Below are 12,860 nucleotides of genomic sequence, written 5' to 3' on the forward strand. Positions count from 1 at the left end.
ATGCTATGACTATAATCAATCTTTTGTGAATTATTTATCAATGTCAGGCATAAAAAAAGCCTTGGCAGAACTTAATACCAAGGCTTTGATTGTATTGGTGGGCCCACTAGGACTTGAACCTAGGACCAATGGATTATGAGTCCACTGCTCTAACCAACTGAGCTATAGGCCCTTTTGACTAGCTTACGAACCTTCTGAATCTAGGAAGCTTCGTAATTGATCAGAACGTGAAGGATGGCGCAGTTTACGTAATGCTTTCGCTTCAATCTGACGTATACGTTCACGTGTGACGTCAAATTGTTTGCCTACTTCTTCAAGCGTATGATCGGTATTCATATCGATACCAAAACGCATACGTAAAACTTTTGCTTCTCTCTCTGTCAGGCCGTTTAATACGCCTTGAGTCGCTTCACGCAAACCTTCTATTATCGCAGAATCTGAAGGTGAAATCACGTTCACATCTTCAACAAAATCACCTAAATGTGAATCTTCATCATCACCGATCGGTGTTTCCATCGAAATTGGCTCTTTAGATATCTTCAGTACTTTACGTACTTTATCTTCAGGCATATCGACACGTTCAGCTAACTCATCCGGTGTCGGCTCACGCCCCATCTCTTGTAGCATTTGGCGGGCAACACGGTTCAGTTTATTGATTGTCTCAATCATATGCACAGGAATACGAATAGTGCGTGCCTGGTCGGCAATTGAGCGAGTGATCGCCTGACGGATCCACCAGGTTGCATAGGTTGAGAACTTATAACCACGTTGATATTCAAATTTATCAACGGCTTTCATCAAACCAATATTACCTTCCTGAATCAAGTCCAAGAACTGCAAGCCACGGTTTGTATATTTTTTCGCAATAGAAATAACCAGACGTAAGTTCGCCTCAACCATTTCTTTTTTCGCGCGGCGGGCTTTAGCCTCTGCAATCGACATTTGGCGTGAAATTTCTTTTATTTCAGAAATTGACATGCCACGACTTTCTGCAATCTCAGCTAAAACTGATTGTGCAGCAATGATTTCGTCGTGATGCTTCTTAATGGTAGAAGAGTAGTGTTTTTTGGCTCTGATATGCTTGTCAGCCCAGTTAACATTGCTCTCATTACCTTGAAATGAATCAATAAAATCACGGCGATTCATGCGAGCTTGCTCTACTACGATATCCATAATAATTCTTTCTTGATTACGGATTTCGTTGACCGTATCGCTCATTAAGACATTGAGATAAGCCAATGTTTTTGGAGTGAGTTTAAACTCCATAAATTGAGCACTTGCCTGTTCGCGTAACGTCTCAGCTTCTTTATCTTCAGCTTTCAGATAGGCATTAAAGCTGTCTTTTAATGCTTCAAACCGAACCCGCGCTTCTTCAGGATCGATTTCACCTGAATCATCATCACTGACGTTGTCTACACTATCGTCATCATCGTCATCATCTGAATCGCTATCAGAATCATCATCTGAATCGTCATCTGTATCGCTGAGATCATCCTGCTCTTCTACGAGCTCATCTGCTGAAACAAAGCCTTTTATTAGCTCATTCAGACGCATTTCCCCTGCTTCTACAGCGTCATACAACTCTAAAAATGATGAAATACATGCAGGATATGTTGAGAGCATCATCAGGCTTTCACGCAAGCCCGCTTCAATGCGTTTGGCAATGACAATTTCGCCTTCACGTGTCAGCAGTTCGACCGAGCCCATTTCACGCATATACATACGTACTGGATCAGTAGTTCGACCAAATTCACCATCAGAGCTTGCTAGGACAGCAGCAGCTTCTTCATCGGAGACTTCGTCGTTTGACGAAACCGCTTCAGCAAGACGCTCCATTTCATCGGTATCCATGCCATCTTCGTGAACCATGATACCGAGGTCACTAAACATGCTGACAATATCTTCGACCTGATCAGCATCTACCAAATCTTCTGGAAGATGATCATTAATCTCACCATAGGTGAGATAACCACGTTCTTTACCTAAGGCGATCAGTTCCTTAACGCGTGATTGTTGATCTTTCATGCAGCCCCTTTAACCCTGTGACGCTTATAGACGTGAACACTTCATTATACTGAAATGACAAATTTATTGCATCAAATTAACATAAACATTTATTTCTGCGATAACCGTAACTCAGCTTTTTCTGCTTCGGTTAACTCACTGAGCGGTTTTGACTCGAGATAAATTCGTCGTTGTTCCTTAGCTTGTTTTTGTAGTTGCGAAAATATACCGAGCAACTCGTGTTTGAGCTCATCAGCTGACAAACTCAAACTTTGCAGCGCTAACTTCTCAAGATGCGCACCATTTTCCCTGTCGCGCCAACGTTCTAGAAGTGCCGCAGTAGTAAGATGGGGATACTGATGAAGAGTTTCAAGCAATTCTTTAAGAATATTCACACCTGGTAACTGAAGAGAACTAATCGATGCTGTGTCATCAATCTCTCTCGCCAATATGGGATATTGCAGAAGAATGCTAATAGCTAGCCTTAATGGCGTCATGGTCGCTAGTGTTTGCTTCTTTGGTGCTCTCTGCAGTCTCGATGCGGGCTTCTCTATATGCCTGTTTAATGTAGCGATATTAGTTTGGCTTAACTCCGCTAAACGTTGTTCTAACATATCCCTATAGACCCCCGCTGGAACATGTTTCAGGTATGGCTTTGTGATTTCTACCAGACGAGCGCGTCCATCCATTGAACTGAGGTCAACCTTCTCGGTTAACCATGTGAAGAAAAAATCTGAATAATTTTGGGCATGTAGCACTTCTGACTCGAATGCCTCTGCACCATTCCTTCTCACCATACTATCGGGGTCTTCACCATCGGGCAAAAACATAAACTTCAGCTGCTGATTACCACCCAACATAGGTAATGCATTTTCCGCCGCTCGCCAGGCAGCTTCTCTACCTGCACGATCGCCATCGAAGCAAAAAACAACCTCCGGACTGGCCCTTAATAATTGTTTTAAATGATCCGGTGTGGTTGAAGTACCCAGTGTGGCAACTGCATTTGTAATACCATGTTCGGCCAAAGCAATAACATCCATATAACCTTCAACAATGAGTACTCGTTCAAGTTTACGGTTCTGTTTTTTTGCCTGATAGAGGCCGTACAGCTCTGTTCCTTTATGAAAAATCGGTGTTTCAGGCGAGTTAAGGTATTTTGGTGTTGAATCGTCTAATACTCGACCGCCAAAACCAATAACTCGGCCTCTGCGATCACGAATTGGAAACATAAGACGATGTCGAAAGCGATCGTAGGTCCGTCCAGCATCATTTTTGATCAACAAACCGGCATCCAGAAGCTGCTTAACTTGTGCTTGAGAAGAACCAAAGGTTTTTAAAACATTATCCCAACCATCTGGCGCCATACCGATGCCAAACATTTCAACTGTTTTTTTAGATAACCCTCGAGTCTTTAAATAATCCACAAAAAGCTGTCTGTCGGGGTGAGTTTGTAACTGATGGACGTAAAATTGGCTGACTTTATCCATCAAGTCATAGAGGTTTTTCTGTTGCGGAGATTGCGAGACATTTTGTGTGGTCGGCACAGTCATCCCCACATGATCAGCTAGTTCCTGAATAGCTTCAGGAAAACTAAGTTGATCGTATTCCATGAGGAATCCTATTGCTGTGCCATGTGCACCACAGCCAAAGCAATGATAAAACTGCTTTTCCGGACTAACTGTAAACGAAGGAGTTTTTTCATTATGAAAAGGACAGCAGGCATGCAAATTCTTGCCTGCTTTTTTCAAAGCAACCCGGGCATCTATGATATCTACGATATCAACCCGGGCTAGCAGTTCATCAATGAATTGTGGGGGTATTTGACCAGCCATATCTGGTATTATGGCTGAATTTTATTGAAAATATTAACCATATCTTATGAGATACGGCAGCGTTGCTGTTTTAATTGCTTAACGCTGATTTTACTTTTCCACTAACTGCGGCCATATCAGCACGGCCTTGAATTTTTGGTCGCAACACATTCATGACTGCGCCCATGTCTTTAATACTGCTTGCATCAGCTTCTTCAATGGCTGTTTGGATTTCTTGAGCAACCTCTTCTTCAGATAGCTGCTCAGGCATGAACTCTTCAATAACGGCAAGTTCAGCTTTTTCGATATCCGCCAAATCTGCACGAGAGGCATTTTCATACTGTTCTAATGCTTCACGACGTTGTTTGCTCATCTTAGTCAGGATGACAACAATATCGTCATCAGAAAGGTCAACCCGGTTATCTACTTCAACTTGCTTAATCGCTGCTGAAATTTGACGAAGCACGGCAAGACGTTCTTTGTCTTTCGCACGCATAGCGTCTTTTATGCTGTCTTGAATAGTAACTTTTAACGGGCTGGCTTCTGCAGGCATGGTATTGGACTTGTCTCTGAATAACGATTTTAGTAAAGACGGATACGGCTTGCGTTTTCGCGAGACAGTTTCTTCTGGTGACGTTTTACGGCTGCTGCTGCGGCACGTTTACGTACAGTTGTTGGTTTTTCATAAGCTTCACGAGCACGGGCTTCGGCAACAGTGCCAGCTTTTTCACATGCACGTTTAAAACGACGTAGAGCGACGTCAAATGGTTCGTTCTCTTTAACTCTTACTGCAGGCATTCAAAAAACTCCCTAAACAATTCTTGTATGGAAACCCCTAATTGTACGAAATATTTACCGGAAAGCAAACAGTTAAATCACTTTATTTATAAAAAAGGGCATAATAGTCACGTTTACTCACAATATAGTTTAGGTAAAAAATGCGTGTTTTAGGTATTGAATCTTCCTGTGACGAGACAGGTATCGCCATTTACGACACTGAAAAAGGTTTATTAGCTCATCGCTTATTTAGCCAAATAGCTATGCATGCCGAATATGGTGGTGTCGTCCCAGAGCTGGCTTCGAGAGATCATATTCGTAAAACCTTACCTTTAATCGAAGAAGTATTATCCGAGGCAGGATTATCCAGAAGTGATATTGATGGCATTGCATACACGGCTGGACCAGGTTTAGCTGGTGCATTACTGGTTGGCGCCGCGATAGGTCGCAGCCTTGCCTGGGCTCTCAATATTCCTGCCTTAGCGATAAATCACATGGAAGGGCATTTATTATCTCCTTTACTCGAAACACCATCTCCAGCCTTTCCTTTTGTCTCATTACTCGTGTCAGGTGGTCATACTTTGCTAGTGGATGTAAAAGGGGTTGGCCAATACGAGCTACTGGGTGAATCCATTGACGATGCCGTTGGCGAGGCTTTTGATAAAACAGCCAAACTACTTGGGATGGATTATCCTGGTGGCCCCTATCTGGCTGCCAAGGCCGAACAAGGTATTGCCGATCGCTTTGTTTTTCCTCGTCCGATGACCAATCGACCTGGCCTCGATTTTAGCTTCAGTGGCTTAAAAACATTTGCTATGAATACCTGGCTGGACACAAAACAAACGGAACAGGATAAAGCGGATATTGCTTTAGCTTTTCAGACAGCTGTTGTCGAAACCCTCGCTATCAAATGTAAAAGAGCCCTCAAACAAACAGGGCATAAACGTTTAGTGGTGGCCGGAGGCGTGAGTGCCAATAAAGCGCTTCGTCATAAACTAGACTCGATGAAGGGCGTTGAAGTGTTTTATCCGCGACAAGCATTTTGCAGTGATAATGGCGCTATGATTGCTTTTGCAGGCGCCATGCGCCATGAGGCAATGAAACATCAAGATGTGCCAAGTTTTACTGTCAGACCTCGCTGGCCGCTGAATGAACTCAGCCCACCATAAACTAACCAGATTTAGATTCTTCTTTAGCGAGCAAACGGCGTATATTGCCATGATGTCGGGCAATCAATAGCAGTGCTGTCAGCAAGATAATCCAACGTGCATTAACACTGTCAATCAGCCACAAGCTGTAGACGGGTGTTAAGCCAGCAGCCACGAGGGCAGATAGCGATGATATTCGTGTCGCAGCAAAGATAATTAACCACGTCGCTAAGCCTGCAGCAGCCAGAGCAGGGGACAAAGCAATAAAACCGCCCAACGCTGTCGCGACTCCCTTACCCCCCTTAAACTCAAAGAAAACGGGGAATAAATGTCCTAAAAAGGCTGCGAATGCCGTACCCGCTACCCATACCATTTCAAGACCGACTGCATGTGCCACTGCAACAGGAATGACACCTTTTAGAACATCAAACAGCAATACGGTAGCGGCAAGCTTCTTTCCTCCAAAACGCAGCACATTAGTGGCTCCAGGGTTGCCAGATCCCTGCGTTCTCGGGTCAGGTAAGCCTGCCAGTTTACAGAGAATGATGGCACTGGATAATGAACCAAAAAGATAAGCGACCACCAATAAGATGACGGGTAAGGTATAAGTCTCAAGCATGATATGATGCTACCTTTTAAAAACGTTGCGACATTATAGGTCGCGAATCAGTGATTGCCACCCTTTAACAGATCGAGATATGGATAAAATTTTTCTTAACGACCTTAAAATCGATACCATTATTGGTATTTACGACTGGGAAAGACACACCCAACAGACCCTGACTTTTGATCTCGAAATGGACTGGGATATTCGTAAAGCTGCGGAAACAGACGACATCAGTAACACTCTCGATTATGGTGCGATCGCCCAAAAAATTGTTAACTTTGTTAAAGCCAGTGACTATCAGCTCATTGAGACACTCGCTGAAGATCTTACGCAGATGCTACTCACTGAATTTTCAATTCCAAAACTCAAGCTGACACTAAGCAAACCTGTCGCTCTTCATGGGCAAAACACCGCGCGGATTGTGATTGAACGAAGCAAATAATGCACAAGAAAAGAAACGGCTACCTGCTTGGATTAGGCTGCAATATTGCGCCTTTTGAGAATTTTTCTCAGATTATTGCCCAGCTCTTGGCACATTTTGCGAGTTTTGATATCAGTCGGGTATTACACATTCCTCCAGTAGGAATGAACAGTCAGCATGACTTCCTTAATGCTGTAATTTTCATTGAGACTGATATATCGAAAGAAAGTCTGAAAGATATCTGTAACGACATAGAAACGACACTTGGACGAGATCGAGCAGATCCTGATCGCAAACATAAAGATCGACCTGCCGACTTAGATATTCTTTGCTCACTGACTGTACCGGATGACCTGAATACTCCTGCCAGACAAGTGACAGATGAGTATTTTCTTTATCCATTAATCGACGAGTTGTTTTTATTCTTAGCTGACAAGCCCATTACGAAGAGCATTCAAAGAGGCACCGCTATCCAAGTGGGTCATTTATCGTTTGGAGAGTCGGCGACCACCATCCACCGCGATTGATACACCGGTCAGAAAAGGGTTATCTAATAAACTTCTTACCGCCAAAAAGACTGGTTCGGCGCCACCTTCACAGCCTAATGGGGTTTCAGACATCATCTGTTGCCTCACCTCATCAGAGTGTGACTCGGTGAATAGCACAGGCCCGGGAGCAACGGCATTGACTTTTATCGTTGGCGCGTATTTTTTAGCCAACACCAGCATCATATTATGAAGTCCAGCTTTAGTCGTGCCATAAGTATCAAAACGAGTGGTCGGATTTTCCACGTTGATATCGGTAATATGCACGATATCAGCAGGTTTGTTGTCATCTCCCTGAAACTTATTCTTCAAGCCTTCGTTGATAAGAAAAGGTGCCATCATGTGCACATAAAAAAACTGTTCATACTGCTCAGCAGCTTTTGCTAAATCATCTGGTGTGGGTGAAAAAGAAGACGCATTATGGATAACGGCTCTTATAGACTCACAACGTTGTTGGCAATCCTCAATAAAGGTCATTATTGTTTCCGTCGACGAAAAATCGGCCTGCACTGTTTCGATACCCAAGTCACGCATTTCTTGGACACCCGACGTCTCAGTACGATAATGTGCTAATACATTACAACCTTGTTCATGGAATCGTTTGGCCATATGCAAACCCACTCGACGACTCGTGCCTGTCACCAATACAACCTGTTGCAATTGCTGCTCCTTAATGATGAATAATCCAGATACATTATCGACTGTTTCTCCCGAAGCGCAACAGCACAGTGATGCGTTAAAAGAAATCATAAAGACACAGATCTATTCTCAAGCTGGTTCAATTCCTTTTTCTGATTATATGCAAGCTTGTCTGTATACCCCAGGCTATGGATACTACAGTGCAGGCAGTCATAAACTGGGCAAGTATGGTGACTTCACTACAGCTCCAGAGATCAGTCATTTCTTTGGTTATAGTATTGCCACACATATACATGACGTGTTGGTACAGTTAACAAAAAAGCAGATACTCGAATTTGGGGCAGGATCGGGACAGCTGGCCGCCGATATCATGACTTATCTCAAAAGCCAGCACCAGTTACCTGAGTATTATTTCATTCTAGAAATCAGCGCAGATTTACGACAACGGCAACGGGCCTATCTGCAGCAACATATCCCTGAACTTATGGATCGCTTTATTTGGTTGGATAGCCTGCCAGAAAAGTTTGAAGGGGTTATTGTGGCCAATGAAGTATGTGATGCCATGCCAGTTAACCTTATAAAAATAAAAGATAATGAATTATTTGAACGTCATGTTGGCTGGAATAATAACGCGTTCGCATGGCAAGACAGGGCCATCACGAAAGCTGATCTTCAAAAACAAGCTGAGCGTATTCAATCCTTTATTTCAACTGAATATTACGAGACTGAAATCAACTTAACAGCACAGCAATGGCTACAAACTACGGCTCAATCACTAAAAGCCGGCGCCATCTTTATTATTGACTATGGTTATAGCTTTACAGAGTTCTACCGCGAAGAAAGAGAGCAGGGGACCTTATGTTGCTATTTTCGTCATCAAATCAATGATGACCCATTCTTTTTACCTGGGCTGCAAGACATCACGACACACACTGAGTTCTCAACTCTGGCTGACATTGCTTTGGAACAAGATCTGGATGTCGCCGGATTCCATGAACAAAGTGATTTTCTAATAGCAGGCGATATCACCTCAATTGCGGCGAAGTGCCATAGTGAAATGACATCAGCTGACTGGCTACAACAAAGTGCGGCTTTAAAGCAGTTATTGATGCCAGGTCAAATGGGACAGCAATTTAAAGTCTTGAGTCTGACAAAGAACATTAATTCACTGCCACGACTTTCAGTAAGTGACAGGCGCTATCAACTCTAAAAAACAGGCAAAAAAAGGGGCACAAGGCCCCTTTTAAAGTAGGAAATAAACCGCTGGAATTATTTCTTCAGCGCTTCCAGTTCTTTTTGTAACTTATCCATTTTTTCACTCATATCAAATAACACTTCTTTGATATTAGCCATATCATCGCGAAGATTACTGGTTTCTTGCTTATTACGCGCAATATCTTCTTTCAACTCTGGGCTGATAAGTGCATCTTTTGAATCAGCTTGACGTTCTGCAACGGTTTGTAAGACTGTAGGAATATCAATCTCAATCCAGTCTGTTCTTTCTTTACCCGTCTCAGGATCAATGTGATATGACATACCATTATCAAGAGCAACTCTTACAGCAGGTTCTGAGTCAAACTTTCTTGTACCAGGCAGCAAAGGATTAACACGGCGGTCAATTTCCTGACCTGTGTATTGATCTTTGTCACGATAATCTTCATGCAACAAACCGAAGATGATGTTTAAACGTCCACCACTCATGAAAACACGACCACTATCACTTTGACGCTCTTTCGCAATCATGCCCTGATGCACACCAAGCGTCACGAAAGTCACATCTTCATTTGGCTGCGCACGGCTCAATCCATTCGCTAAGCCATTACTCAGAATTTGTAACTCTGCAGGTGAAAACAAGGGGTTTTGGCGTTGGTTGAACAGTACTTTTTCATTTACATAAAGAGACTCTAAAACCGTACGCATTGTATCTGGAGATATTGAGTAAGGATGGTCGTTAGCCACACCCGGCACATCACGATCGACAATTTTAACGTACTGCAAACCTGTTTCAAATAAGGTTTTTCCCTCTGTAGAAATTTCTACTTCATCAGATTTTTTCAGTGGGTTACCACAACCACTCAGCCCCAGGCTCAGGGCTAAAGCAACGGTCACTGCCGTGCTGTACTTCACAATGCCTCGCATAGATTCTTCCTCGTTTTAGTTAACCCGTTTATTAGCGGGAGGTGTGAGTTCTGCTTTTTGTTCTCTGCATAACAACGTCTGAACGGATTCTCGTGGATCGTACCCTTCAAACAAAATTTTGCATACTTGTTCCACTATCGGCATTTCAATTTTAGCTTGTCGAGCTCTTATCATGACCTCTTTGGCAGCATGCATGCCTTCTACCGTTTTACCTACAGCTTGAACAGCATCTTCAACACTGAGTCCTCTTCCTATCGCCAAACCTAATTGGCGGTTACGACTTTGGTCATCCGTACAGGTTAAAATTAAATCACCAATTCCAGACAAGCCAAACAGTGTTTCAGTTTCAGCCCCTAGTGCTGCGGCTAAACGTCTTATCTCCGCCATACCTCGTGTAATCAATGCTGCTCGGGCATTAGCCCCAAAGCCTAAACCATCAGAAATACCTGCGCTGATCGCTAATACATTTTTCACTGTGCCGCCAATCTGTACTCCCAGCACATCATAAGTTGTGTACACACGTAGTGTCGAAGAGTGAAATAGTCCCGCCAATTGCTCAGCAAAATGCCCCTCTTCCGACGCGACAGTAAAGGCAGTAGGAAGATTAGCGGCAACTTCTGCAGCAAAGGATGGACCGGATATGACAGCCAAAGGATGACTTTCACCTAATACCGAACGAGCAACATCATAGAGCAACTCACCCGTATCTGGAGCCAACCCTTTGGTCGCCCAACTAACTGGCGTTGTCTCTCCAAGCCTTGGCTTGATCATATGCAAGCTTTCAACAAACGCTTTACTGGGAACAGAAACTAGTACATGTCGACAATCACGTATGGCTGTATCGAGATCATCAACAATGGATAAGGCCTCAGGAAAAGCTTGACCTGGTAAATAACGCGTATTCTCACGCGACGACGTCATCTCCGAACGATGTTGTTTATCACGTCCCCATAACCAGGTCTGATGACCATTTCTGGCCATCGCCATCGCCAATGCCGTTCCCCAGGCACCGGCACCCATAACTAATGTTGGTGTTAAATTGGCCTGTTCTGCCACAGCCGCTACCCAAGTCTTAGTGAGTGGTGTTTGATTTTGCTTCGCGGGCTTGTCTTTCTACCTGTTCTTTCTGGTGCAAGTACATCGCATCAAAATTTACTGGCGCTAAGACAAGTTGTGGGAAGCCACCTTTGGTCACCAGATCAGAAACGACTTCTCTGACGAAAGGGAAAAGGGTATTCGGACAATAGCTGCCGACTAATGGTCCCATTTCTTCTGTGGTGTAGCCCGTTAAAGTAAAAATACCAGCTTGTTTGACTTCCACAAGAAATGCCGTCTTATCACCTACTTTTGCTGTGACAGTAACTGACAAAATAATTTCATGTGTATCATCGTCGATACGGTTGTATTCATTACCTAGCTGCAAATCCAATTGCGGACGCCATTCCTCACGGAAAATTTCTGGTGAATTAGGTGACTCAAAAGACACATCTTTTGTGTAAATTTTTTGAATCACAAAACGTGGTTTTTGCTGCTCTTCACCTGCTGCTGTATTTTCTTCAGCCATCTCTATTCCTTCTTGTTTTAAGATTGCGCCAGGAGGCTGTCTAACTCTTTGCTGCGATCAATCGCAACTAAATCAGTGTAGCCACCTATGGCTTTATTATTGATAAATATTTGTGGCACGGTTCTTTGTTGGCTCTTTTTCATCATCTCTTCTCTTTTAGAGGGATCAAGATCCACACGAATTTCGTCGTACTTAACGCCTTTACGCTCCAGCAGTTGCTTTGCCATCACACAGTAGGGACAGTGAGCGGAAGAATAAACGATTACTTTTGCCACAATAAAAATCCTGCCATTTTGTTTAATTAACTAAAGAGGGGTAATTTTGCCTCTTTCCATCCATTAATGCCGCCAGTCATTACATAGACTTCCTCGAAGTCATTCGATTTGAACTTTTTAGCAGCATTTTTTGCACGTTGACCACTGGCACATACAATGACTAATGGTTGCGACTTATTTTTTAGCTTACTAATTTCTTCATCCAACTTGGAGAGCGGGAGGTTTACTGAGTCAGCAATATGCCCTTTTTCAAACTCTTCCGGTTCTCGCACATCAACAAACTTACCTTTGTACTGATTGACTAGTCGGACTGACTGGTTCACATCAAGCGGATGTAATCCTGTCAGTTTACGATTAATTGCATCGGAAAAAACTAACCAAGCTAATACAATCCATGCCGTGCTTAAAATCCAATGATTAACAATAAACTCGCCCAAATTTTCCATATCAACCCTTAAAGCTGTCTTAAAATTAGATTAATTTTTTGCAGAACAGAATACTTCACGCATCATCTCAATCAAACGAAGCGTTCGTTCATCGTTTACACGATAATAAATGCGATTAGCGTCACGACGAGACATGAGAATCTCTTTTTCACGCAATTTTGCCAAATGCTGGGAGACGTTACTTTGTGTCGTGCCAACATGCTCTACGATATCCTGAACGGATAATTCATTTTCTCCAATCGCGCAGAGAATCTTCAAACGAAGAGGATGAGACATCGCTTTCAGTGCAAATGCAGCACGCTCGATATCATTATCAATCGCGATAGAATCCATGTTTAAAGCTTGTGCCACAATTTTGCCCGTCAGTACCCGTGACTGTATTTCATCACAAAACACCATATAATACACGGCATCAATTCTTAATGACATACAAGACAACGGTGAGTCAGCAGAGAGCCAGACCACCATTCGTTTTAAGGACTAA

16 protein-coding genes and 1 tRNA gene are annotated in these 12,860 nt (G+C 43.2%); 4 read left to right on the plus strand and 13 right to left on the minus strand.

Annotation, left to right across the window (positions count from 1 at the left end; all coding sequences use genetic code 11):
- Positions 1-95: 95 nt before the first annotated feature.
- The 5 genes from B3V56_RS03445 to rpsU all read right to left on the minus strand — a co-directional run bounded on the left by B3V56_RS03445 (position 96) and on the right by rpsU (position 4,613).
- Positions 96-172 (minus strand) — tRNA-Ile (locus B3V56_RS03445).
- Between the two features lie 11 nt (positions 173-183).
- Entirely contained in the window at positions 184-2,025 is a 1,842-nt protein-coding gene (rpoD, locus tag B3V56_RS03450; protein WP_289283976.1) for an RNA polymerase sigma factor RpoD, read from the minus strand.
- An 89-nt stretch (positions 2,026-2,114) separates the two neighbouring features.
- Positions 2,115-3,836, minus strand: coding sequence for a DNA primase (dnaG, locus tag B3V56_RS03455; protein ID WP_289282186.1), 1,722 nt, complete (start codon positions 3,834-3,836; stop codon positions 2,115-2,117).
- A 70-nt stretch (positions 3,837-3,906) separates the two neighbouring features.
- Positions 3,907-4,368 (minus strand): GatB/YqeY domain-containing protein, encoded by a 462-nt coding sequence (locus B3V56_RS03460; RefSeq protein ID WP_286305920.1) that lies wholly within the window; start codon positions 4,366-4,368, stop codon positions 3,907-3,909.
- A gap of 29 nt (positions 4,369-4,397) precedes the next feature.
- Positions 4,398-4,613, minus strand: coding sequence for a 30S ribosomal protein S21 (gene rpsU, locus B3V56_RS03465; protein ID WP_007144284.1), 216 nt, complete (start codon positions 4,611-4,613; stop codon positions 4,398-4,400).
- Between the two features lie 140 nt (positions 4,614-4,753).
- On the opposite strand from rpsU, the gene tsaD reads away from it, so the two are divergent.
- On the plus strand, positions 4,754-5,761 hold the full coding sequence (tsaD, locus tag B3V56_RS03470; protein ID WP_289243771.1) for a tRNA (adenosine(37)-N6)-threonylcarbamoyltransferase complex transferase subunit TsaD: 1,008 nt from the start codon (positions 4,754-4,756) through the stop codon (positions 5,759-5,761).
- Position 5,762: 1 nt separating this feature from the next.
- On the opposite strand, the gene plsY is transcribed toward tsaD, so the two are convergent.
- Positions 5,763-6,359 carry a glycerol-3-phosphate 1-O-acyltransferase PlsY gene (plsY, locus tag B3V56_RS03475; protein WP_289243615.1) on the minus strand — a complete coding sequence of 199 codons (597 nt, stop codon included), beginning with the start codon at positions 6,357-6,359 and terminating at the stop codon, positions 5,763-5,765.
- Between the two features lie 79 nt (positions 6,360-6,438).
- On the opposite strand from plsY, the gene folB reads away from it, so the two are divergent.
- Both folB and folK read left to right on the plus strand, forming a co-directional pair.
- Positions 6,439-6,789, plus strand: coding sequence for a dihydroneopterin aldolase (folB, locus tag B3V56_RS03480; RefSeq protein WP_286305922.1), 351 nt, complete (start codon positions 6,439-6,441; stop codon positions 6,787-6,789).
- The gene (folK, locus tag B3V56_RS03485; protein WP_289282187.1) at positions 6,789-7,295 is read left to right on the plus strand and encodes a 2-amino-4-hydroxy-6-hydroxymethyldihydropteridine diphosphokinase; all 507 of its coding nucleotides are present in this window, start codon (positions 6,789-6,791) and stop codon (positions 7,293-7,295) included. Before folB ends, folK begins: the two co-directional genes overlap by 1 nt.
- Here folK and B3V56_RS03490 read toward each other — a convergent pair.
- Entirely contained in the window at positions 7,254-7,973 is a 720-nt protein-coding gene (locus tag B3V56_RS03490) for an SDR family NAD(P)-dependent oxidoreductase (RefSeq protein ID WP_289243614.1), read from the minus strand. The genes folK and B3V56_RS03490 overlap by 42 nt on opposite strands.
- Positions 7,974-7,986: 13 nt before the next feature.
- Here B3V56_RS03490 and B3V56_RS03495 point away from each other — a divergent pair, with 13 nt between their 5' ends.
- A complete protein-coding gene (locus B3V56_RS03495; protein WP_289282188.1) occupies positions 7,987-9,162 on the plus strand; it encodes a class I SAM-dependent methyltransferase in 1,176 nt (391 codons plus the stop codon).
- 59 nt (positions 9,163-9,221) lie between these two features.
- Here B3V56_RS03495 and B3V56_RS03500 read toward each other — a convergent pair whose 3' ends face one another.
- From B3V56_RS03500 to B3V56_RS03525, 6 genes are read right to left on the minus strand one after another with little or no spacing between them, the layout of a single operon-like run.
- Complete coding sequence (locus B3V56_RS03500) at positions 9,222-10,091, minus strand: hypothetical protein (protein ID WP_286305926.1); 870 nt, start codon at positions 10,089-10,091, stop codon at positions 9,222-9,224.
- Between the two features lie 15 nt (positions 10,092-10,106).
- On the minus strand, positions 10,107-11,147 hold the full coding sequence (locus B3V56_RS03505) for an NAD(P)H-dependent glycerol-3-phosphate dehydrogenase (RefSeq protein ID WP_289282189.1): 1,041 nt from the start codon (positions 11,145-11,147) through the stop codon (positions 10,107-10,109).
- Between the two features lie 16 nt (positions 11,148-11,163).
- The gene (gene secB, locus B3V56_RS03510; protein ID WP_286305928.1) at positions 11,164-11,655 is read right to left on the minus strand and encodes a protein-export chaperone SecB; all 492 of its coding nucleotides are present in this window, start codon (positions 11,653-11,655) and stop codon (positions 11,164-11,166) included.
- Positions 11,656-11,672: 17 nt separating this feature from the next.
- Positions 11,673-11,930 carry a glutaredoxin 3 gene (grxC, locus tag B3V56_RS03515; protein ID WP_343749747.1) on the minus strand — a complete coding sequence of 86 codons (258 nt, stop codon included), beginning with the start codon at positions 11,928-11,930 and terminating at the stop codon, positions 11,673-11,675.
- 26 nt (positions 11,931-11,956) lie between these two features.
- On the minus strand, positions 11,957-12,376 hold the full coding sequence (locus B3V56_RS03520; protein ID WP_286305929.1) for a rhodanese-like domain-containing protein: 420 nt from the start codon (positions 12,374-12,376) through the stop codon (positions 11,957-11,959).
- Positions 12,377-12,406: 30 nt separating this feature from the next.
- Positions 12,407-12,805, minus strand: coding sequence for an ArsR/SmtB family transcription factor (locus tag B3V56_RS03525; protein ID WP_414673369.1), 399 nt, complete (start codon positions 12,803-12,805; stop codon positions 12,407-12,409).
- Positions 12,806-12,860: the final 55 nt, after the last annotated feature.

It is taken from the genome of Methylophaga sp. UBA2513 (genome assembly GCF_002341285.1).
GTDB lineage: Bacteria > Pseudomonadota > Gammaproteobacteria > Nitrosococcales > Methylophagaceae > Methylophaga > Methylophaga marina.